The sequence below is a fragment of the Mycolicibacterium wolinskyi str. Jessa 2025 genome (assembly GCF_049241375.1).
Classification (GTDB): Bacteria; Actinomycetota; Actinomycetes; order Mycobacteriales; family Mycobacteriaceae; genus Mycobacterium; species Mycobacterium wolinskyi.
The window spans coordinates 1,673,715-1,695,284 of sequence record NZ_CP185960.1; the positions used below are offsets into that span (position 1 = coordinate 1,673,715).

At 66.9% G+C, this 21,570-nt stretch carries 23 protein-coding genes; 15 read left to right on the forward strand and 8 right to left on the reverse strand.

The genetic code is table 11. The features are described 5' to 3' along the window. Positions 1–12 precede the first annotated feature (12 nt). A complete protein-coding gene (locus ACOI2T_RS08410; protein ID WP_085144023.1) occupies positions 13–789 on the reverse strand; it encodes an enoyl-CoA hydratase in 777 nt (258 codons plus the stop codon). After that, entirely contained in the window at positions 786–1,835 is a 1,050-nt protein-coding gene (locus ACOI2T_RS08415) for an enoyl-CoA hydratase/isomerase family protein (RefSeq protein WP_409503308.1), read from the reverse strand. Before ACOI2T_RS08415 ends, ACOI2T_RS08410 begins: the two co-directional genes overlap by 4 nt. 175 nt (positions 1,836–2,010) lie before the next feature. Here ACOI2T_RS08415 and ACOI2T_RS08420 point away from each other — a divergent pair, with 175 nt between their 5' ends. Together ACOI2T_RS08420 and ACOI2T_RS08425 are read left to right on the forward strand one after the other, a co-directional pair. Next, entirely contained in the window at positions 2,011–2,853 is an 843-nt protein-coding gene (locus tag ACOI2T_RS08420) for a Bax inhibitor-1/YccA family protein (protein ID WP_067844616.1), read from the forward strand. A gap of 210 nt (positions 2,854–3,063) precedes the next feature. Further along, entirely contained in the window at positions 3,064–3,921 is an 858-nt protein-coding gene (locus ACOI2T_RS08425) for an endonuclease domain-containing protein (RefSeq protein ID WP_409503307.1), read from the forward strand. A 50-nt stretch (positions 3,922–3,971) separates the two neighbouring features. Here ACOI2T_RS08425 and ACOI2T_RS08430 read toward each other — a convergent pair whose 3' ends face one another. After that, positions 3,972–5,189 carry an acetyl-CoA C-acetyltransferase gene (locus tag ACOI2T_RS08430; protein WP_409503306.1) on the reverse strand — a complete coding sequence of 406 codons (1,218 nt, stop codon included), beginning with the start codon at positions 5,187–5,189 and terminating at the stop codon, positions 3,972–3,974. Between the two features lie 33 nt (positions 5,190–5,222). Next, positions 5,223–6,125: an SGNH/GDSL hydrolase family protein gene (locus tag ACOI2T_RS08435; RefSeq protein WP_409503395.1), complete on the reverse strand. Its 903-nt coding sequence runs from the start codon at positions 6,123–6,125 to the stop codon at positions 5,223–5,225. A gap of 256 nt (positions 6,126–6,381) precedes the next feature. On the opposite strand from ACOI2T_RS08435, the gene ACOI2T_RS08440 reads away from it, so the two are divergent. The 5 genes from ACOI2T_RS08440 to ACOI2T_RS08460 all read left to right on the forward strand — a co-directional run bounded on the left by ACOI2T_RS08440 (position 6,382) and on the right by ACOI2T_RS08460 (position 11,944). Further along, a complete protein-coding gene (locus ACOI2T_RS08440; RefSeq protein WP_085144296.1) occupies positions 6,382–7,419 on the forward strand; it encodes an alpha/beta hydrolase in 1,038 nt (345 codons plus the stop codon). A 29-nt stretch (positions 7,420–7,448) separates the two neighbouring features. After that, on the forward strand, positions 7,449–8,843 hold the full coding sequence (locus ACOI2T_RS08445) for a cystathionine beta-synthase (RefSeq protein WP_409503305.1): 1,395 nt from the start codon (positions 7,449–7,451) through the stop codon (positions 8,841–8,843). Positions 8,844–9,158: 315 nt separating this feature from the next. Next, positions 9,159–10,133 (forward strand): DUF2189 domain-containing protein, encoded by a 975-nt coding sequence (locus ACOI2T_RS08450; RefSeq protein WP_409503304.1) that lies wholly within the window; start codon positions 9,159–9,161, stop codon positions 10,131–10,133. A gap of 104 nt (positions 10,134–10,237) precedes the next feature. Beyond that, the gene (locus ACOI2T_RS08455; RefSeq protein ID WP_409503303.1) at positions 10,238–10,753 is read left to right on the forward strand and encodes a TM2 domain-containing protein; all 516 of its coding nucleotides are present in this window, start codon (positions 10,238–10,240) and stop codon (positions 10,751–10,753) included. A gap of 30 nt (positions 10,754–10,783) precedes the next feature. Then, complete coding sequence (locus tag ACOI2T_RS08460) at positions 10,784–11,944, forward strand: cystathionine gamma-synthase (protein WP_067844629.1); 1,161 nt, start codon at positions 10,784–10,786, stop codon at positions 11,942–11,944. A gap of 3 nt (positions 11,945–11,947) precedes the next feature. Here the strand turns inward: ACOI2T_RS08460 and ACOI2T_RS08465 are convergent, their stop codons facing one another. From ACOI2T_RS08465 to ACOI2T_RS08475, 3 genes are all read right to left on the reverse strand, one after another. Continuing rightward, positions 11,948–12,616 (reverse strand): GOLPH3/VPS74 family protein, encoded by a 669-nt coding sequence (locus ACOI2T_RS08465; RefSeq protein WP_085144009.1) that lies wholly within the window; start codon positions 12,614–12,616, stop codon positions 11,948–11,950. A 37-nt stretch (positions 12,617–12,653) separates the two neighbouring features. Further along, a complete protein-coding gene (gene greA / locus ACOI2T_RS08470; RefSeq protein ID WP_067844633.1) occupies positions 12,654–13,148 on the reverse strand; it encodes a transcription elongation factor GreA in 495 nt (164 codons plus the stop codon). Between the two features lie 234 nt (positions 13,149–13,382). Continuing rightward, entirely contained in the window at positions 13,383–13,805 is a 423-nt protein-coding gene (locus ACOI2T_RS08475) for a DUF4307 domain-containing protein (protein WP_409503302.1), read from the reverse strand. Between the two features lie 88 nt (positions 13,806–13,893). On the opposite strand from ACOI2T_RS08475, the gene mca reads away from it, so the two are divergent. From mca to ACOI2T_RS08495, 4 genes are read left to right on the forward strand one after another with little or no spacing between them, the layout of a single operon-like run. Further along, complete coding sequence (gene mca, locus ACOI2T_RS08480) at positions 13,894–14,760, forward strand: mycothiol conjugate amidase Mca (RefSeq protein ID WP_085144006.1); 867 nt, start codon at positions 13,894–13,896, stop codon at positions 14,758–14,760. Continuing rightward, entirely contained in the window at positions 14,757–15,035 is a 279-nt protein-coding gene (locus ACOI2T_RS08485; protein ID WP_067844638.1) for a hypothetical protein, read from the forward strand. The genes mca and ACOI2T_RS08485 overlap by 4 nt, the downstream gene beginning before the upstream one ends. Before the next feature lie 16 nt (positions 15,036–15,051). Continuing rightward, positions 15,052–17,025, forward strand: a complete 1,974-nt coding sequence (locus ACOI2T_RS08490; protein WP_409503301.1) for a thioredoxin domain-containing protein — start codon at positions 15,052–15,054, stop codon at positions 17,023–17,025. A 10-nt stretch (positions 17,026–17,035) separates the two neighbouring features. Beyond that, on the forward strand, positions 17,036–17,407 hold the full coding sequence (locus ACOI2T_RS08495) for a nuclear transport factor 2 family protein (protein ID WP_067844643.1): 372 nt from the start codon (positions 17,036–17,038) through the stop codon (positions 17,405–17,407). A gap of 13 nt (positions 17,408–17,420) precedes the next feature. Here the strand turns inward: ACOI2T_RS08495 and trhA are convergent, their stop codons facing one another. Then, positions 17,421–18,164 carry a PAQR family membrane homeostasis protein TrhA gene (gene trhA, locus ACOI2T_RS08500; protein WP_409503300.1) on the reverse strand — a complete coding sequence of 248 codons (744 nt, stop codon included), beginning with the start codon at positions 18,162–18,164 and terminating at the stop codon, positions 17,421–17,423. Positions 18,165–18,220: 56 nt separating this feature from the next. Between trhA and ACOI2T_RS08505 the strand changes: the two genes are divergently transcribed. The 4 genes from ACOI2T_RS08505 (at position 18,221) to ACOI2T_RS08520 (ending at position 21,552) form a co-directional block, all read left to right on the forward strand. Beyond that, the gene (locus tag ACOI2T_RS08505) at positions 18,221–19,015 is read left to right on the forward strand and encodes a (2Z,6E)-farnesyl diphosphate synthase (protein WP_067844646.1); all 795 of its coding nucleotides are present in this window, start codon (positions 18,221–18,223) and stop codon (positions 19,013–19,015) included. Between the two features lie 24 nt (positions 19,016–19,039). Further along, entirely contained in the window at positions 19,040–20,413 is a 1,374-nt protein-coding gene (locus ACOI2T_RS08510) for a hypothetical protein (RefSeq protein ID WP_409503299.1), read from the forward strand. 227 nt (positions 20,414–20,640) lie between these two features. Continuing rightward, a complete protein-coding gene (locus tag ACOI2T_RS08515) occupies positions 20,641–21,048 on the forward strand; it encodes a hypothetical protein (RefSeq protein WP_085143999.1) in 408 nt (135 codons plus the stop codon). A gap of 102 nt (positions 21,049–21,150) precedes the next feature. Beyond that, positions 21,151–21,552, forward strand: coding sequence for a hypothetical protein (locus tag ACOI2T_RS08520; RefSeq protein ID WP_409503298.1), 402 nt, complete (start codon positions 21,151–21,153; stop codon positions 21,550–21,552). Positions 21,553–21,570: the final 18 nt, after the last annotated feature.

Below are 21,570 nucleotides of genomic sequence, written 5' to 3' on the forward strand. Positions count from 1 at the left end.
CACCCGTCGACTTTAGCGATGGGTGAAGTTGGCGGCGCGCTTCTCGGTGAACGCGGCCATGCCTTCTTTCTGATCGGCAGTGGCAAACGCCGAGTGGAACAGCCTGCGCTCGTAGAGCAGGCCCTCGGTAAGGCTCGATTCGAACGCGCGATTGACCGCCTCCTTGGCCATCCGCGAGGCCGAAAGCGACATCCCGGCGATGGTTTCGGCGACGGCGAGCGCCTCATCGATCAGCGAGTCCGCGGGAACCAAGCGTGACACCAGACCGGCGCGCTCGGCTTCGGTGGCGTCGATGGTGCGCCCGGTCAGGATCAAATCCATGGCCTTGGCCTTGCCGATGGCACGGGTGAGGCGCTGTGAGCCGCCCATGCCGGGCAGGACGCCGAGCTTGATCTCGGGCTGGCCGAACTTCGCGGTGTCGGCGGCGATCAGGATGTCGCACATCATCGCGAGCTCGCAGCCGCCGCCGAGTGCGTACCCGGCGACCGCGGCGATCGTCGGGGTGCGGGTCGCGGCGAACTTCGACCACAGCTCGAAGAAGTCGGCCGAGTAGACGTCGGCGAAGGACAGCTCGGCCATTTCCTTGATGTCCGCGCCCGCGGCGAAGGCCTTCTCGTTGCCCGTGACGATGATCGCGCCGACGCCCGGATCCTTGTCGAGTTCGGCTGCGGCCGTGGTGACTTCGGTCATCACCTGGCTGTTGAGGGCGTTGAGCGCCTTGGGCCGGTTCAGCGTGATGGTGGCGACCCGGCCGGTGCGGGTGACCAGGATTGTCTCGAAGTCGCTCATTTCTTCTCCTCCTCGAACGTTAGGTCGGGATCTGCCGGAACGAAGTATGCGTCGACATCGGCCTGGGTCACGTCTGCGATCGACGATGGCGACCACTTCGGATTCCGGTCCTTGTCGACCAATTGGGCGCGAATGCCCTCCACCAGGTCATGCGAACGCAGCGACGCGCACGACGTCCGGTACTCCTGGCGCAGCACATCCTCGAGCGTGTCGAGTTTCGCGGCGCGACGCACGGCTTCGAGCGTCACGGCGAGAGATACGGGGGAGCGGGTCGCGATCAGGTTGGCCGCGTCATTGGCGGGGCCCGCTTCGTGGCTCTGCAGCGCAGCCATGATGTCACCGACCGTGTCGCCGGCGTAGCAGTCGTCGATCCACTCGCGTTGTGCGAGTAGCGGGCTGGGTGGCGGTTCGATGGAGTAGCTCGCGAGTGCCTTGTCGACACCCTCGTCGACGACGGCCTCGGTGAAGTCGGCGAGTTTGTCGTGGGGCACAAAGTGATCGGCGAAGCCCATCGCGATCGCGTCGGCGCCCGAGAACGGCGCACCCGTGAGCGCCGCGTGCAGGCCGAGCGCACCGGGCGCGCGCGACAGCAGGTACGTGCCGCCGACGTCGGGAATGAACCCGATACCGACCTCGGGCATCGCCATCTTGGTCGTATCGGTCGCGACGCGCACGCTGCCATGTGCGGCCACGCCGACGCCGCCGCCCATCACGATGCCGTCCATGAGTGCGACATACGGCTTGGGGTATTTCCCGATCCGCGAGTTGAGGAGATATTCGTCGTACCAGAACCGACGTGCGTCGGCGCCGCCCGTCTTCGCGCTGTGGTAGATCGCCACGACGTCGCCGCCGGCGCACAGGCCGCGTTCACCGGCGCCCGTCAGCAGCACGGTGTGCACCGAGTCGTCGTCCTCCCAGGCGCCGAGCGCCTCGGCGATGCCGGCGACCATGACCTCGTTGAGGGAGTTGATCGCCTTGGGACGATTCAGCGTGAGGATGCCGACGCCGTTGCGGACATTTACTAGGACGTCCTCGTTTTCTGTCACGGTTTGCAATCTAGTTCGATGCCCACCGGTCGCGTGCGCCGGGTAGGGTTTGCCTCAAGATCAAACCTGGAAGTTTCCTGAGAGATATCTGGCGTCGACGGGAACCGCTCGGGATCATTGATCGTTGAACCCGTAGTTCTTAACCGAACACGTCTCATAAGAGAGGAACCCGACGGTGCGCGAGACCAGCAACCCGGTATTCCGCAGCCTGCCGAAGACGCAGGGCGGATACGCACAATTCGGTACCGGAGCCGCCGGCTTCGGTGCGCAGCAGGTGCACGCACAGCAGTATGCACCTGAGTACCTCGACCAGCAGCAGACGGGCGTGTCGCGGCCGCTGACCATCGACGACGTCGTCACCAAGACCGGCGTCACGCTGGGCGTGCTGTCGATCGTCGCCGTCGTCTCCTACTTCCTGGTGTCCGGCAACATGGCGCTGGCCGCGCCGTTCACCCTGATCGGTGGCATCGGCGGCCTCGTCCTCGTCCTGATCGCAACCTTCGGCCGCAAGCAGGACAACCCGGCGATCGTGCTGACCTACGCCGCTCTTGAGGGCCTGTTCCTCGGCGCGGTGTCGTTCCTGCTCACCTTCAACATCCAGGGCGCCAGCGCGGGCGGGCTGATCAGCCAGGCCGTCCTCGGCACCTTCGGCGTGTTCTTCGGCATGCTCGTCGTCTACAAGACCGGTGCCATCCGCGTGACGCCGAAGTTCACCCGCATGCTGATCGCCGCCATGATCGGCGTCGTCGTCCTCGCCCTCGGCAACTTCGTGTACGCGCTGTTCACCGATGGCGCGGGCCCGCTGCGCGACGGTGGCCCGATCGCGATCATCTTCTCGCTCGTCTGCATCGGTCTGGCAGCGTTCAGCTTCCTGCTCGACTTCGATGCTGCTGACCAGATGATCCGTGCCGGTGCGCCGGAGAAGGCTGCGTGGGGCATCGCCCTCGGCCTGACCGTCACCCTGGTGTGGCTGTACATCGAGATCCTGCGGCTGCTGTCTTACTTCAACAACGACTAGCAGCCCTACCCCGAGAAAGGCGTCCGCGATTGCGGGCGCCTTTTTCATATGGCTTTGACTCTGCGGTGATGGCGCACCCTTCTCGCACTTTTGCACCGTGCGTGCAGAGTCGATTCGGTGGCCATCCACAGAACGCGTTTCGTCCACAGTTGATGGCCCAAGAACCGTGGGGCCGACATCGGCGTCGGCGTCAATAATCAGCCTGACGCCATGGAAATTGGCACAGACCCTTTCATTGGCACCGAAGTGCTGGCTTCGGGTGCGTTGACCCGCTACGAGCTACGTCGCTATTACCGCGCCGTGATGCCGAATGTGTACCTGGACAAACGGATTACTCCAACGCTGCGTCAGCGCGTGCAGGCGGCGTGGCTGTGGTCAAAGCGGGAGGCCGTGGTCGCCGGACTTGCTGCGTCGGCGTTGCATGGGGCCAGGTGGATCGACGCTCAAGCCCCGGTTGAACTGATCTGGGCGAATGCCAGGGCACCGAAAGGCGTTATCACCCGTGCCGATCGACTGCCGGCAGGGGAGTTTCAATCGATCGAAGGACTGAACGTGACGACGCCCGAGCGGACCGCGTTCGACCTCGGCAGGCGTGGCCGACTCAACGAGGCAGTGGCTCGACTCGACGCGCTCGGCAATGCGACCAGGCCGAAACGTGCTGACGTTTTGAGCCTGGCCGCACAGCATCCTCACGTCCGTGGTCTTCGTCAGCTCGAAGCCGCGCTCGACCTGTACGACCCGGGCGCACAATCACCGAAGGAAACGTGGTTGCGGCTCGTGGTGATCGACGAGGGTTTCCCGCGGCCGCGGACACAGATCCCAGTGCCCGGCCCTGACGGATCGCCGCTGTATTACCTCGACATGGGTTGGGAGGACATCCCGTTGGCTGTGGAATACGACGGTAAGCAGCATGCCGGCACACTCGCGTATGACATTGCCCGTCATGAGTACATCGCCGACGCTGGTTGGACGACCATCAGAGTGGCCGCGGGCGATCGCAGGCCCGGCATCATCGCTCGCCTGCTTCGGGCGTGGAATCGCCTGACTTCGCCGTTGACTCTGCGCTGAGGGCGTTGGCTTCTCGCACTTTTGCGCCCTCCGCGCAGACTCAACAAAAACTAGCTCAAGCGCTCCACAACCATCGCCATACCCTGGCCGCCACCGACACACATGGTCTCGATGCCGAAGGTCTTGTCGTAGGTCTGGAGGTTGTTGAGGAGCGTGGCGGTGATGCGGGCCCCGGTCATGCCGAAGGGGTGGCCGAGGGCGATGGCGCCACCGGAGACATTGAGCTTGTCCTCGTCCATGCCGAGTGCGCGGGCCGAGCCGAGCACCTGGACCGCGAACGCCTCGTTGATCTCATACAGGTCGATGTCGCCAATTGTCATGCCCGCGTTGGCAAGCGCCTTCTTGACGGCTTCGATCGGGCCGAGGCCCATGATCTCGGGGGACAGGCCCGAGACACCGGTCGAGACGATGCGCGCGAGCGGGGTGAGGCCGAGGTCGCGGGCCCGCTCGTCGCTCATCACGACGAGTGCGGCGGCGCCGTCGTTGAGCGGGCAGGCATTGCCCGCGGTCACCGTGCCGTTGGGCCGGAACACCGGCTTGAGCTGGCTGATCTTCTCGTAGCTCGTGCCGGCACGCGGGCCGTCGTCCTTGGACACGATCGTGCCGTCGGGCAGCGTCACGGGAACGATCTCGCGCTCGAAGAAGCCGTTGTTGATGGCCTCCTCGGCGCGGTTCTGTGACCGCACGCCCCAGTGGTCCTGATCTTCGCGGCTGATGCCGGTGTGCAGGGCGACGTTCTCGGCGGTCTGGCCCATGGCGATGTAGACGTCGGGGATGAGGCCGTCCTCGCGGGGATCGTGCCACTCCTCAGCACCCGCCGCGGCCTGATCCGAGCGCGCCATGGCGTCGGCGTATACCGGGTTCTTGGTGTCGGGCCAGCCGTCGGCGTTGCCCTTGGCGAATCGCGACACGGTCTCGACGCCGGCCGAGATGAACGCGTGGCCCTCACCGGCCTTGATCGCGTGGAACGCCATGCGGGTGGTCTGCAGCGACGACGAACAGTAACGGTTGACGGTGGTGCCGGGCAGGAAGTCATAGCCCAGCTGCACCGCGACGGCACGGCCGATGTTGAATCCGGACTCGCCGCCGGGCTGACCGCAACCCATGATGAGGTCGTCGATATCGCGTGGATCCAGCGCGGGCACCTTGTCCAGCACGGCCTTGACCATCTGGGCGGCGAGGTCGTCGGGCCGCATATCGACGAGCGATCCCTTGTTGGCCCGGCCGATCGGCGAGCGGGCAGTGGCGACGATGACGGCTTCAGGCATGACGGGCTCCTAGATCGAGTAGCTAGCTAGAACCTAGCTCGCAGACACCACGACGGGCGCGGGCACCCCGGTCGAGCGCCGCCACAGCCTGCTCATGCTGCCGAGCCGGGTCAGCAACGTGCTGGTATCGGCCGCACCGGTTTCGAGCGCCGCGTCACCGTCCCACTCGCCCAACGCATTACACAACGCGGGCAGCAGCTGTTTGGCCGCCAGCGCATAGCCGGCCGCCGACGGGTGGAACATGTCCTCGGAGAACAGCAGCTCAGGCGCTTTGTAGAACTCGGGCGCCAGCAGGTCGGAGAACGGCACGGGGACGCCACCGGCGGCGCGCACGGCCCCCGCCTGGGCCCGCGCCAGGCGCAACCCGCGGCCACGCGTGTACCAGCGCAGCGGCTGGGGGATCGCGGTGATCACGCCGAAGTCCGGGCAGGTGCCGACGACGACGACCGCGCCCGCCGCACGTAACCGGCGCACCGCGGCGCCCAGCCTGCGCGCCGACGCCCCGATGCCGTTCGGCCTGGTGATGTCGTTGGCGCCGATCATGATGACCGCGGCGTCCGGTGGCGGCCCCGCCACGAACATCGCGTCGATCTGGCCCGACAACCCCTTCGACGTGGCGCCGACAATCGCCTTGGTGCTCAACCGGATTCGCTTGCCGAGCTGTTCGGCGACACCGCGCGCCAGCAGCACGCCGGGCACCTCGTCGGCGACATGGCAGCCGTACCCGGTGGCGGTCGAGTCACCGAAGATCATCAGGTGCACGTCGAACGGGACACCGCGCTCCCACCGTTCCACGGGACCCCCGCCCGGTGAGTACACGCCGTCCGCGCGCGGCGGGATGTCCCAGGACTTCGGGATGACCTGGCGAGCCTTGTCGGCCTGCCCGGACAGCAGGTTGCGCGCCCCGATGTACGCGGAGCCGGTCGACGCGAGCATGGCTGCGGCCGCCAGAGCGACAGTTGACCGACGCACGCGAGGAGCATCACTGCTTGAGCCCACGGGGCCATTTTAGGGGTGAAGGAGAGGGTTCTCCGCGTGGCGAGGCGGCTCGCGGATCACGGTGCGGTATCAACTGCGGTATCAAAACAATCTATTTGATTGTTGAACAGATTAGAGATGTCAAGCTAAGTTACCCGGGTTGTCTGAGTGACTTTGCACACCGAGCACTACAAAGGCGTAGGAAGTGGTGGCGATGACCGCACCGAGTAAGGTATCCAGGTCTCATCATGCTGGCATAAGCCCAGCTAGAGCCTATCGCGGGCGCAAGTATCCAGTCAGTGACTCGGCGCCGGTCGAGGTCGTGGAAGACGGCACGAGCATCGGCGGCCGGCTCGCTTCGCTGGCAGCCATGCTGACAATCCGTCCGACACTGGCAATCGGTAGCCATGTTCCGCATCTGCCGTGGCCGTTCGGAGTCGTCAACTTCGCCGCGCGGCTCCTGCGCCCGGTGCCCGGCACCATCAAGGCCACGATCTCGCTGCCGAACTGCACCGCGCAGCTCGTGCGCGCGGCGGGCGTGCTGCCCGCGGACGGCAAGCGCAGCGTCATCCTGTACCTGCACGGCGGCGCGTTCCTGGTGTGCGGGGCCAACACGCACTCGGGCATCGTGACGTCGCTGTCCGAATACGCCGACAGCCCGGTGCTGGTCGTGGACTACCGCATGGTCCCGAAGCACTCGGTGGGCACGGCTCTCGACGACTGCTACGACGCGTACCGCTGGCTGCGGCTCACCGGCTACGAGCCGGATCAGATCGTGATCGCGGGCGATTCCGCGGGCGGCTATCTCGGTCTGGCGCTGGCCGAACGGCTGCTCGACGAAGGCGAATCGCCGGCAGCTCTGGTCACCATGTCGCCGCTGTTCGAGATCGACAACCGGACGCGCGCGAATCATCCGAACATCCGCCGCGACGCGATGTTCCCGGCCAAGGCGTTCGACGCACTGGTCGAACTCGTCGCAGCCGCGGCCACCCGCAAGGGCGAGGAGATCTACGAGCCGCTCGACCACATCGAGCCGGGACTGCCGCGCACACTCATCCATGTGTCCGGGTCCGAGGTGCTGATCAGCGATGCGCGCAAAGCCGCGCACCAGCTCGCCGCGGCCGGTGTTGCGGTCGAGGTCCGCGTTTGGCCCGGTCAGATGCATGTCTTCCAGATCGCCGGGCCGATGGTGCCGGAAGCGAAGCGCTCGCTGCGTCAGATCGGTGAGTACATTCGAGAGGCGACCTGGTAGGCCGAACGCGGGCCTGAGACCATGGACATATGCGCATCGCCCGCCACGTCAGTGAGCTCATCGGCAACACCCCTCTGGTCGAGCTGAACTCCGTTGTCCCAGAAGGCGCAGGCCGGGTTGTGGCCAAGATCGAGTACCTCAACCCGGGCGGCAGCGCCAAAGACCGCATCGCGGTCAAGATGATCGACGCCGCCGAAGCCAGCGGTGAACTCAAACCCGGCGGCACGATCGTCGAGCCGACTTCCGGCAACACCGGTGTCGGGCTGGCTCTGGTCGCTCAGCAGCGTGGTTACAAATGCGTCTTCGTCTGCCCCGACAAGGTCAGCGAGGACAAGCGGAATGTGTTGCGCGCGTACGGCGCCGAGGTCGTGGTGTGCCCGACGGCGGTGCCGCCCGACCACCCCGACAGCTACTACAGCGTGTCCAACCGCCTGGTCACCGAGATCGACGGCGCCTGGAAACCCGACCAGTACTCGAACCCGATGGGGCCCGAGTCGCATTACGAGACGACGGGTCCGGAGATCTGGGCCGACACCGACGGGCAGGTGACGCACTTCGTCGCGGGCGTCGGCACCGGCGGCACGATCACGGGCGCGGGGCGCTATCTCAAGGAGGTGTCCGACGGGAAGGTCCGGATCGTCGGCGCCGACCCGGAGGGTTCGGTGTACTCGGGCGGCACCGGCCGCCCCTATCTCGTGGAGGGTGTGGGGGAGGATTTCTGGCCGTCGGCCTACGACCCCGCGGTGCCCGACGAGATCATCGCGGTCTCGGATGCCGACTCGTTCGACATGACCCGCCGGCTCGCCCGCGAAGAGGCCCTGTTGGTGGGCGGCTCGTGCGGCATGGCAGTGGTGGCCGCGGTCGAGGTGGCGAAGAAGGCCGGTCCCGACTCCCTCGTCGTCGTACTGCTGCCGGACGGCGGACGTGGTTATCTCTCAAAGATTTTCAACGACGCATGGATGTCGTCGTACGGATTCCTGCGCAACCGGCTGGACGGTTCGATCCAGCAGCCGACGGTCGGCGACGTGCTGCGCGGCAAGTCGGGCGCCCTGCCCGACCTGGTGCACACCCACCCGTCGGAGACCGTGCGCGACGCGATCGGCATTCTGCGCGAGTACGGCGTCTCCCAGATGCCGGTGGTCGGTGCCGAACCGCCGGTGATGGCCGGCGAAGTCGCGGGCAGCGTGTCCGAACGCGAACTGCTTTCGGCGGTGTTCGAGGGCCGGGCGAAGCTCGCGGACGCGGTATCCGAGCACATGAGCCCGCCGTTGCCGCTGATCGGTGCGGGCGAGCTCGTGAGCACCGCGGCCAAGACACTGCGCGAGTGTGACGCGGTGATGGTGGTCGAGGATGGCAAACCCGTTGGCGTGCTGACGCGGCACGACCTGCTCGGATTCCTCTCCGAGGGCAGCGGCCGCCGGTAACGAACGCCCCGGAAATTGCAAAGGCTGGACTTCCGGGCTGTGAACATCGCGTGGAATCCCGTGCTGTCAGCGGCTTCTCAGGTAAGGTGAGCTGGCTCAAGGCCAGCAAACTCAATACCGGAAGGCATCCATGACCGGTCGATGTCCACCATCCCCGGATACGACGCACTTGTCGAGCACGCATGTGGTCGTGTCAAAAGGGGTCCGCGGTGCGTAATCTGCCTGTTGAGCCGTTCCGCTCGCGCAACATCTAGGTGCTGGCAGCAAGTAGCGGCCGTGTTGCGGTCGCCATCCGAGATGAGGAGAGCTTTCAACGTGACTGATCAACCGCCGCCTCCTGGGAACTACCCCCCGCCGCCCGAGGGTGGGTACCCGCCGCCTCCTCCGCCCGGTGGTTATCCGCCGCCGCAGCAGCAGGGCGGTTACCCGCCTCCGCCGCCCGGCGCCGGCTACCCGCCGCCTCCGCCGCCGCAGCACGGCGGTTACCCACCGCCCCCGCCGCCGGGAGCACCCGGTGCCTATCCGCCTCCGCCCGGCGGTTACGGGCAGCCGGGCGGTTACCCGCCTGCCGGCGGCCCGGGATTCGGTCCCGGTGCGGGTTACAGTGTGGGCGAGGCGTTCTCGTGGGCGTGGAACAAGTTCACCAAGCACCCGGCCGAACTGCTCGTGCCGACGCTCGTCTTCGGGCTGATCTACGGTGCCCTGCAGGGCATCATCCAGCTGATCTCGAGTTCGTTCGCGACGACTGAGACCTCGTCGTACGGCGATTACGGCTACTCGGCCAGCTACTCGATGGGCACCGGCGGCATCGTCGTCTCGATCATCGGTGGCCTGGTGATGCTCGTGGTCATGGCCGTGATCCAGTCCGCCTACATCGGCGGCATGCTCGACATCGCCAACGGGGCGCCGGTGACGATCGGGTCGTTCTTCAAGCCGCGCAACGTCGGCAACGTCATCATCGCGTCGGTCGTGTCCGGCATCATCGTCGGCGTCGGCATCCTGCTGTGTGTCATCCCGGGCATCATCGCGATGATCATGTTGATGTTCACCACCGTTGCCGTGCTCGATCGCAACGTGTCGGGCATCGAGGGCATCATGACGAGCTTCAACATCGCCAAGGCCAACTTCGGGCCCGTCGCGCTGACCTGGCTCGTCACGATCGCGATCGCGATCGTCGGTGTGCTGGCCTGCCTCGTCGGCCTGCTGGTCGCCTACCCGCTGATCTCCCTCATCACGGTGTACGCCTTCCGCAAGCTCACCGGCGGTCAGGTGGCTCCGCTCACCCCGTAATACGCACTCACGTCACGGCGCCCACGGCGCAGAGCCGAAGCTCTGCACCGTGGGCGCTGTTCGTCATAACCCCATTTGAGCTAACCTGCCGATGCCGATTCCACATGGATTTCGGTGTATTCGAGAAAGTCGGGGCCGCGATGTCGATGCCAAATCAGCCCGGAGACATGTACGGTGCGCCTTCCCACGGTGTTCCGCCGCAAGGGATTCCACCGCAGGCGGCTCAGCCGTACGGAGCTCAGCCGTACGGAGGCTATCCGCCCCAGGGACCGTCGTACGGGTACCAGGTACCGCCGCAGCCTTACGGCGCCTATCCCGCCGATCCGCAGGCGCCGTTCGGTCGTGACCCGGCCACGGGGCAGCCGCTCTCCGACAAATCCGCCGTCGCGGCCGGCCTACTGCAGTTGTTCCTCGGCGGTTTCGGAGTCGGGCGGTTCTACATCGGTTACACGACGATCGGCGCGATCCAGCTGGGCCTCACGATCGTCGGCATGATCACGTCGATATTTCTCGTCGGACTGTTCTTTTTGGCCGGTGTCGGTATCTGGGCGCTGGTGGATGCAGTCATGATGTTCACGCGATCACTGCCCGATGCGCACGGACGACGGCTGCGCAGCTGAGCCGGCGCGGCCCGATAGGCTCGAAGCGTTATGAGTGAACAGCGCAAGTGGCACGGCCTGGCCACAAAAGCCATCCACGCCGGCTACCGGCCCGACCCGGGCACCGGGGCCGTCAACACCCCCATCTATGCCAGCTCGACGTTCGCGCAGGACGGCGTCGGCGGGCTGCGTGGCGGGTTCGAGTACGCCCGCACCGGCAATCCGACGCGCCAGGCGCTGGAAGCCGCCCTCGCCGCGGTCGAGGAGGCCGCGTATGGGCGTGCGTTCGCCTCGGGGATGGCCGCCACGGACTGTGCGTTGCGCGCCGTGCTGCGCCCCGGCGACCACGTGGTGATCCCCAACGACGCCTACGGCGGCACGTTCCGGCTCATCGACAAGGTCTTCTCGCAGTGGGGCATCACCCACACCCCGGTGCCGCTGTCGGATCTCGACGCGGTGCGCTCGGCACTGACCTCGCGGACCCGCATGATCTGGGTGGAGACGCCGACCAACCCGCTGCTCACCATCGCCGACATCTCGGGCATCGTGCAGATCGCCTCGACATCGGGCGTGAAAGTGTTGGTGGACAACACATTCGCGTCGCCTGCGCTGCAGCAGCCGCTGTTGCACGGTGCCGACATCGTGCTGCATTCGACCACCAAATACCTCGGGGGACATTCCGATGTGGTGGGCGGCGCACTGCTGACCAATGACGAGGAACTCGACGCGGCGTTCGCGTTCCTGCAGAACGGCGCCGGTGCGGTGCCCGGCCCGTTCGACGCCTACCTGACCATGCGCGGGCTCAAGACGCTCGTGCTGCGGATGCGCCAGCACAGCGAAAACGCCGCGCTGATAGCGGAATTCCTCGAAGGGCACCCGGCGGTCGAGACCGTTCTGTACCCGGGTCTGGCCAGCCACCCCAATCACAACGTGGCGGCCCGGCAGATGACCGGGTTCGGCGGCATGGTGTCGGTGCGGCTCAAGGGCGGCCAGCGTGCTGCCCGTGAATTGTGCTCGCGCACCGAGCTTTTCATCCTCGCCGAATCGCTCGGCGGGGTGGAGTCGTTGATCGAGTACCCGGGCGCGATGACGCATGCGTCGACCGCGGGATCTCAACTCGAGGTACCCGACGACCTGGTGCGTCTTTCGGTCGGTATCGAGCACGCCGCCGATCTGCTTGCCGACATCGAGCAGGCGCTGTCCGCGGGCTGACCGCTACATCAGCGCCGGGCGCAGGGTCGACGTCGTCACGGCGAGGTTCATCTCCGGCAGCGCGGCCGCGTTGTCGTCGACCCAACTGCCGGTCGAGATCTCGGTGGCCCGCGCGTGCACCCAGCGCCACCCCCGCTCGTTGAGGCTGAGCACCGCGCCGAGACCGTCCACCGCGTGCAGCAGGCAGATGATCGCCGCGATGGGCGGCACCGGGGTGTGCCCGTCGAACAGGGCGGCCAACAGGGCCGCGCGGGCTTGGCTGACCCGCTCTCGGTTGGTGAGCGGCCAGCAATACACGCTGCGGCCCGGGAATCCTTTGCCCGGTATGCGGACCCGGCGGATCTGCCCGGCGCGTTCGAGAAACGTCTCAAGGCTGGGCTGGACGTGCTTGCTCAGTTTGCCCAGGGCGGCCTGCGCGGACAGGGGCCGCCGCTGCAGCAGTTGAAACGCCGGGTCGGCGACCGGATCGGCCGGCCAGTTGCCCGCGAGCGCGATCAACAAACCGGGCTCGACGGGCTCACCGGCCATCGCTGGGCGGATCCGGCACGAGTAGGCCAGATCCAACAGCACCGCGGCGCTCAGGACCCGTTCCCGGCGACGCCGATCCAGCCCCGGCTGTGCGGACGCGTTGTCCAGCAACAGCAAAAACAGATCTTCGGCGATTTGCGCCATTGCCCCGACTGTAGTGCTTGCCCCCGCGCGCCCAGCGTCAGGCGTGGTACGGCTCGGCGCTCACCAGAGTGACCTTGACCGTGTTGCCGTTGGGCACCGTGTAGGTGCGCGATTCCCCGACCTTGGCGTCGATAAGAGCGCCGCCGAGCGGTGAGTTGGGTGAGTAGACCTCGAGTTTGCCGTCACTGATGCCCTCCTGGCGCGTGGCGATCAGGAAGGTCTCGGTGTCGCTCTTGTCGTCGTCGTAGTACACCTTGACTACCGAGCCGGGCAGCGCCACCCCGGACTGCTTCGGTGCCTCGCCGACCTTGGCGTTGTTGAGCAGTTCCTGCAGCTGCCGGATGCGGGCTTCCTGCTGGCCCTGCTCCTCGCGGGCGGCGTGGTAGCCGCCGTTCTCGCGGAGGTCGCCCTCTTCGCGGCGGTCGTTGATCTCGGCGGCGATGACCGGCCGGTTGGCGATCAGCTGATCCAGCTCAGCCTTCAACCGGTCGAATGCCTCCTGGGTGAGCCAGGTGACCTGAGTGTCGGTCATGTCTTCGCGCTCCTGTCATCTATGTCTTGCGGTGCTCTCGCGCCTTCGTACGAAAAGTTCTCAGTTTCGGGCCGGGAGCATGCGCGTGTACTGCTGCGGGCGCAAGCGCTTTTCTGAGCGCTAATGCAGCAATACACGGCCCCAGCGAGGAACCGTGTATCGCACAATCGTACCACCGCGTAGACAGCGGATCTTCACGTATTCGCTGTTCGGCGTTTGTTGCGCCGCGCAGAATCAGGGTGCCACCAGGTACGACGGCACGTCTGTGCCGCAGCCGTAGATGTCGCCGACGACGGGTTTGCGGGTCGATTTCACCTGGGTGGTCACCTGCACCACTCGTTGGTCGGACGGTGCGACCAGAACCTCGCGCCTGCCGGTCTCGCCGCCGTCGATCGAACGGGCCCGCACGATACACACCACGGGCCGGGACGGATCGGGCCGAGTGACCCCGATCGTCACCTGAACGGTCTCGTCGTCGATCAACTCATAGGCCGTGAGCTCGCCTTTTACGTCGCGACTACCGAACCGCTGGAACGCGATGACCGCGACGACGACGCCTGCCACCACCACGAGCGCGGCGACCGCGACGAGAATCCAGCGACGGGTTCGGCGAGGCAGTTGCCGCGATCCGTAGCGGGCGGCGGGACGTTCGATCATCAGAACTGGAACTATAGGGTCCGACAGCACAGCCACCGGCTTGGGTACAGGAATTAGGTAAGAGGTCACCGTAGTTAGATGGAACGAAATGAGTGAACTGCGGTTGATGGCGGTGCACGCGCACCCGGACGACGAGTCCAGCAAGGGGGCGGCGACCACCGCGCGCTACGCGGCCGAGGGCGCACGCGTCATGGTGGTGACGCTGACCGGCGGCGAGCGCGGAGACATTCTCAATCCGGCGATGGACCTCCCCGAGGTGCACGGCCGGATCCACGAGGTCCGTCGCGACGAGATGGCCAAGGCCGCCGAGATCCTCGGCGTCGAGCACCACTGGCTCGGATTCGTCGACTCCGGGCTGCCCGAGGGTGACCCTCCGCCGCCGTTGCCGGAGGGATGCTTTGCCCTCGTGCCGCTGGCCGAGCCCGTCGAGCGGCTGGTCCGGGTGATCCGGGAGTTCCGTCCACACGTCATGACGACCTACGACGAGAACGGCGGCTACCCGCACCCCGACCACATCCGCTGCCACGAGGTTTCGGTCGCCGCGTACGAGGCCGCCGCCGACCACCTGCTGTACCCCGATGCGGGTGAACCGTGGGCCGTGTCGAAGCTCTACTACAACCACGGCTTCCTGCGGCAACGCATGCAGCTGCTGCAGGACGAGTTCGCCAAGCACGGCCAGCAGGGACCCTTCGCCAAGTGGCTGGAACACTGGGACCCGGACCACGACGTGTTCGCCAATCGGGTGACCACCCGGGTGGAATGCTCGCAGTACTTCAGCCAGCGCGACGACGCACTGCGGGCACACGCCACCCAGATCGACCCGAAGGGTGACTTCTTCCACGCGCCGATCGAGTGGCAGCAGCGGTTGTGGCCGACCGAGGAGTTCGAGCTGGCCCGTTCGCGCGTGCCGGTGAGCCTCCCGGAAGACGACCTGTTCACCGGGATTGAGAGATGATCGAGACACTGACGGCCGTGGTCACGCTGATGGCCGAGGAGCCCCGCAACACGGGCCCGGAGTTCGGCAAGGCCGCACCTTTCGGGCTGCTCATCACGGTGCTGTTGTTGGCAGGCACGTTCGCGTTGGTCTGGTCGATGAACCGGCATCTGCGCAAACTCCCGGAATCCTTCGATCGCGAACACCCCGAGCCCGACCAGGCCGCCGACGAGGGCACGGTGGACGCCGAGACCGAGGCCGAGTCCGAGAACGGAACCGCGAAGGGTTCGGGCTGACGCCTACTGTGGACGTGTGGCCAACCGACTGAGCAGGTCCACGAGCCCATATCTGCGCCAGCACGCCGACAACCCGGTGCACTGGCGCGAATGGTCGGCCGACGCGCTGGCCGAGGCCGCGCAGCGCGATGTCCCGATTCTGCTGTCGATCGGCTACGCCGCCTGCCATTGGTGCCACGTGATGGCGCACGAGTCGTTCGAGGACGCCACAGTGGCCGCGGCGATGAACGACGGGTTCGTCTGCGTCAAGGTCGACCGGGAGGAACGCCCCGACCTCGATGCGGTGTACATGAACGCCACCGTCGCACTCACGGGTCAGGGCGGCTGGCCGATGACCTGCTTTCTGACACCGGACGGCCGCCCGTTCTTCTGCGGCACGTACTACCCGAAGCAGAACTTCCTGCAACTGCTGGCGGCGGTGGGCGAGACGTGGCGAGACCGCCGCGACGAGGTCGAGCAGGCGTCGGACCAGATCACGACCGAGCTGCGGTCGATGGCGGCCGCGCTGCCCGGAGGTGGCGCACCCGTGGGGCCCGAGTTGTGCGACCACGCGGTGGCGGCCGTCCTGAGCGATGAGGACGCCGTGCACGGCGGCTTCGGCCGGGCGCCGAAGTTCCCGCCGTCGGCATTGTTGGAGGCCCTGCTGCGTCACCATGAGCGCACCGGGTCCGGCGACGCGCTCGGTGCCGTCGAGCGCACCTGTTCGGCGATGGCCCGCGGCGGTATCTACGATCAGCTGGCCGGTGGATTCGCCCGCTACAGCGTCGATCCTCGTTGGGTGGTACCGCATTTCGAGAAGATGCTCTACGACAATGCGTTGCTGCTGCGCGCCTACGCGCACCTGGCCCGCCGCACCGGGAACTCGTTGGCCCGCCGGATAGCTTCCGAGACAGCGGATTTCATGATCCGTGAACTCGGTGTCGACGGGATGTTGACGTCGTCGCTGGACGCCGACGCCGCCGGCCGCGAAGGGCTGACATACGTGTGGACCCCCGACGAGCTGCGAGAGGTCCTCGGTGCGGACGACGGCGATTGGGCCACTTCGCTTTTCGGTGTGACCGCGGCCGGCACGTTCGAACACGGCTCGTCGGTTCTGCAGCTTCCCGCCGATCCCGGCGACGAGGCCCGCTTCGCGTCCGTGCGCGCCCGGCTGCTGGCGGCCCGTGCCGCACGTCCCCAGCCCGGGCGCGACGACAAGGTGGTGACCGCATGGAACGGTTTGGCGATCACCGCGTTGGCCGAGGCCTCGGTGGCGCTCGACCGGCCCGAATTGCTCGATGCCGCAATGGAATGCGCGCGTCGAGTGTGGGCTCTGCACATCGTCGACGGACGGTTGCGGCGCGCGAGTCTCGGCGGCCAGGTCGGTGAGAGCGCCGCGATCCTGGAGGATCACGCGGCGTTGGCGACCGGACTGTTGACGCTGTATCAACTGACCGGATCGTGGCTGGCCGAGGCGGTCCACGTCTTGGATGTCGCGCTCGACCACTTCGCCGATGCCGAGCAGCCCGGACGCTGGTTCGACACCGCCGACGACGCCGAGAAGCTCATGGTGCGGCCCGCCGACCCCATCGACGGGGCCACCCCGGCCGGGGCGTCGTTGATCGCCGAGGCGCTGCAACTGGCAGCGCACCTGACTTCGTCGGAGCGCTATGCCGATGCGGCACAGGCGACTTTGGCCACGGCTACCCCGATCCTCGCGCGGGCCGCGCGCTCGGCCGGGCATTGGCTGGCGGTGGCCGAGGCCGCGGTGCGCGGGCCCATCCAGATCGCCGTCGCGTGCGAACCGTCCTCGCAACTGCTGGCCGCGGCGCGGTCCCTGGCGCCGGGCGGGGCAGTGGTGGTCGGCGGCGCGGTCGACTCGTCGGAATTGCTGATGGGCCGTGACCGCGTCGACGGTGCCGACGCGGCCTACGTGTGCCGGGGCAGAGTGTGCGATCTGCCCGTGACGAGCGTCGAGGATCTCGCTGCCGCACTCGGTGTGGCCGTGTAGCCTCGCGGCCATGAGCCACGACGCGGCAGCCTTGGAAACCTTCGTCAAGCGTTACCTCGACACCTGCGCGAAAGGCGTTGCGGCCGACATCGCGGCGCTGTACGCCGAAGACGCGACTCTCGAAGACCCGGTCGGCAGCGGTGAGGTCCACATCGGGAGGCAGGCCATCGAAGGCTTCTACAAGAACATCGAGGCGGCAGGCGGGATCTCCACCGAACTGCTGAGCTTCCGCCCGGGCGGTACCGAGGCCGCGTTCGTGTTCGCCATCACCATCGGCGGCGCGATGCGCATCGAACCCATCGAGGTCATGACCTTCGACGACGACGGTCAGATCACGTCGATGAAGGCCTACTGGTCACCCGCGGACATCAAGCAGCTCTGACTCGGAAGACGATTCAGAAGACCGCGAACCACATCGCGATGTAGTGGCAGATCGCCGCGACCGCGGTGCAGGCGTGGAAGAACTCGTGATGTCCGAATGTCGTCGGCCACGGGTTCGGCCATTTGAGCGCGTAGAGCACGCCGCCGATGCTGTAGAGCGCACCGCCGACGATTAACAGCACGACGGCGGCCACCCCGGCGCCGTGCATGATCGGTCCGATGAACCAGGCCGCCACCCAGCCCAGCAGGATGTAGAGCGGCACGCCGAGCCAGCGTGGCGCCGACGGCCAGAACATCTTGAGCAGCACACCCGCGATCGCGCCGCCCCACACGATCCAGAACAGCACCATGCCTTTGGATTCCGGGAGTGCCAGCAGCGCGAAAGGTGTGTAGCTGCCTGCGATGAAGATGAAGATCATCGAGTGGTCGAGCCGCTTCATCCACTTGCGGGCATTCGCCGAGGTCCAGTGCACTCGGTGATAGGTACCGCTGACCGCGAACATCGCCACGATCGTGAACGTGTAGAGCAACGTGGCCAGCCCGGCCCGCGTCGACTCCACCGACCACGACACCGACACCAGTGCGGCACCGGCGATGAACGCGATGACCGCCGAGTACACATGGATCCAGCCACGCGCTCGCGGCTTGCCGAGAAACTGCGCGACACCCTCTGCCACTGCCTCCGGCAGATCCTCGGCGGGCCGGTTCACCACCGCCGCTGACCGGTAAGGCTTGGCGGCATCGATCGGCGCGGACATGTCACCTCCATCAACAGCCATGGGGTACCCCGACGATCACAGTAGTCTTGATTCTCGTGGACATCATTCCCCCGCGTCTCAAGGAACCGGCCTACCGGCTCTACGAGATGCGGTTGCGCCAGGAGCTGGCGCGGTCCAAATCCGAGCTGCCACGCCATATCGCGGTGCTGTGCGACGGCAACCGGCGATGGGCGCGTGACGCGGGTCACGACGACGTCAGCATCGGGTACCGGATGGGTGCGGCGAAGATCGCCGAGATGCTGCGCTGGTGCCAGGCCGCCGGCATCGAGATGACGACGGTGTATCTGCTGTCGACGGAAAATCTGCAGCGCGACCCCGAGGAACTGTCCGCGCTGATCGAGATCATCACCGATGTCGTCGAAGAGATCTGCGCGCCGGCCAACAAGTGGAGCGTGCGCACCGTCGGCGATCTCGAACTGTTGGGGGACGAGCCTGCCCGGCGCCTGCGGGAGGCCACCGAGCGGACGGCGTCGACGGCGTCCGGGACGTTCCACGTCAACGTCGCGGTGGCTTACGGCGGCCGCCAGGAGATCGTCGACGCGGTCCGCTCGCTGCTGTCGAAGGAACTCGCGAACGGCGCGACGGCCGAGCAACTCATCGAAGCCGTGACCGCCGACGGCATCTCGGAGAACCTCTACACGTCCGGGCAGCCTGATCCCGACCTGGTGATCCGCACCTCGGGTGAGCAGCGGTTGTCGGGATTCCTGTTGTGGCAGAGCGCCTATTCGGAGATGTGGTTCACCGAGGCGTACTGGCCCGCGTTCCGCCGGGTCGACTTCCTGCGCGCCCTGCGCGACTACACCGCGAGGCACCGCCGTTTCGGCAAGTGACAGCGCAAGTGACAAACTGAAGAGATGGCTGCGCTGTCGGCAGTGGTCTTCACACTCAGCTGGTGGTTGGGTCTCTATCTGCTGGCCCGCGACCCGCGCAAACCCGTGCTGGTGTTCGCCGCGATCGGGCTGACGAGCTTCGCAGCCGTCGTCGCACTCGACGCCGTTCGCGTCACCTCGGGTTCGGAACTGCTCAGCCGCATCGAGATCTACCTGGTCGCGTTGCCGGGTATCGCGTGGTTCGCGGTGATGGTCGAGCTGGCCCGTCCCCGCGACACCTGGCGGGCACGGGCAGGTGAGATCGCCGCGATCTTCGCCGTCGCCGTCCTGGCGCTGGCCGGGGCCGCCATGGCGGGCAGCGTCGACGGCCCGCTCCGCACCGGGCACTGGGTGATGTTCGCCGTCATATCCCTGTCCGCGCTCGGCGCCATGGTCAAGGCGGTCCTCGGCGGAGCCAAGCCCGGTTCGGTCGTGGGGTTCATCATCGTGGCGACGCTGTTCTTCGCGCTCGGCAACGCGATCCTGGTCATCCCGCTGGGCTTGGTGCCGAGCTGGTTGGCGTTGGCGTCCACCGGTTTCGACGTCGCACTGCTGGGCATCGCGGTCGCGATATGGGACGCGTTCGACGAAGGTCAGGCCCTGCGCGCGGACATGCGCAGGTCCATCATCGGCACGCTCGTGATCGCGGTGCCGTTCGGCGCCCAAGCCCTGATCGGCCTAGCGGTGCTGGACACCGGGGACGGGCGCGTCGCGATGACGGTCCTGCTGTTCACAAGCCTGGCGGTCGCCGTGGCCGTCGAAGTGCTGGCCGGCCCGCTCGCGGGGGTGTTCGACCGTCTGGCGTTCTCGCGCTCACCGGGTCTGCGCGCCGATCGCGAAGCGCTGCGACAGACCGAGGCCGCGCTCCCGTTGCGCTCGGGCAGCCCGCTCGACGACATGGACGACGAGGCCTTCGCGCGGCTCACCCGGCGCGCCCTCGGCCACTACGGCGATCTGTCCAAACTCGTCGCGAGCCCGTTGACCGCGCTGCCCGCCATCGACGCCCGCCTCGCCGAGCGCGGCGCACCCGATCAACCACTGGAGCGCGCCAACGAACTCAAGGCGTTGCTCGCCGACCGCATCGCAGCGCTCAAACCGCGCGACGGCGGCGACTTCGGCACCACCGAGGAATGGCGCCACTACAACTCGCTGTATTTCCCGTACGTCGTCGGCGTGCGGGCCTACGCACAGAACGCGACGGCCGCCGGGCTGGATCCGGTCGCCCGGCAGGCCTGGCAATGGTTCGTGACCGAGGTGCCGCAGCGCTCGCTGCACAACTGGCAGAACGCCGCGGCCAAAGTGATCGCCGCTGATCTGCGCGGCACCCTGGCCCCGGCGATGGATTCCGCCGGTCGATAGACCCGGATCGCGCCCCTGGCGTTGACTTCGACATCCCGGCTGTGGCCGGACCGCTTTTCAGCGCAGTCCACGACCCTCGTGTCGATATGAACGACAGGCGGTCGCAACCGCCCTGACCTGGGGCTGGCAGTGCTTGGCAGTGTCTGGCGTCGATCTGGCAGTGCTTCGTGAACAGTGTTTGAGGTGTTCGAAGCGTTCGACCATCGCCTCATCGCCGAGGAGCCGACATGACCGCCATCGTCACCCCGCCACTGTCCGACTCGACCGACTCCCTGCTGCGGTTCGCCCTGCGCGCCGACGCCACCCTGTGTGCGGGCGTCGGGCTGCTCGTCGCGATGGCAGCCGATCCGCTCGCCCGGATCTCCGGCCTGTCCGCCACCGCGGGCTGGATCGGGGGCGCGGCGCTCGTCGGCTACGGAGCTCTGCTCTATGTGCTGGCCGCGCTGCCCGACATCCGCAAGGTCGGCGTCGCCGTCGTCATCGGCAATGTCGCCTTCGCGGTCACCACGGTGACCGCGATCGTCGCCGATTGGTTGCCGCTGAGCGAGATCGGCGCCGATCTGGTGTTGAGTTTCGTCGCTGCCACGGCCGCGCTGGCCTGGCTCCAGTACCGCGGAGTGCGCCGTCTGGCGTGACTCCCTCCCGAGCCGGTGCGGGGCACCGCCGCGAGAGGTTACGGCGCCCCCGCACCGTGCTCATTCTTCCGCAGTGAAAACACCACCACCAGAAGGAGAATCATGACCGCCATCACCGCCAGGTCCGCCACCGGCACCGATTCACTGTTGCGCCTTGCCATGCGCGTCGACGCCGTGTTCGTCGGCATCAGCGGCATCGCTTTGCTCGCCGCGGCAGGCTGGTTCTCGGAGCTCACCGGCCTGCCGAAGTCCGTCGAGTACGGCGTCGGGGTCTTCTCGGTCGTCTACGGTGTCGTTGTGTTCGCGCTTGCCGCGATCGAACACGTACGCCCGGCGGGCATCGGCACCGTGATCGCGAACGCGCTGTGCACGGTGATCGCGATCGTCGCCGTCCTCACCATGTCGCTGACCGCCGCGGGCGTCGTGCTCGTCATCGGCACCGGCATCTACACCGCGGTGATGGCGGAATGGCAGTACGTCGGCGTACGGCGCATCAAGGCCTGACCCGCACGGTCGGCGATG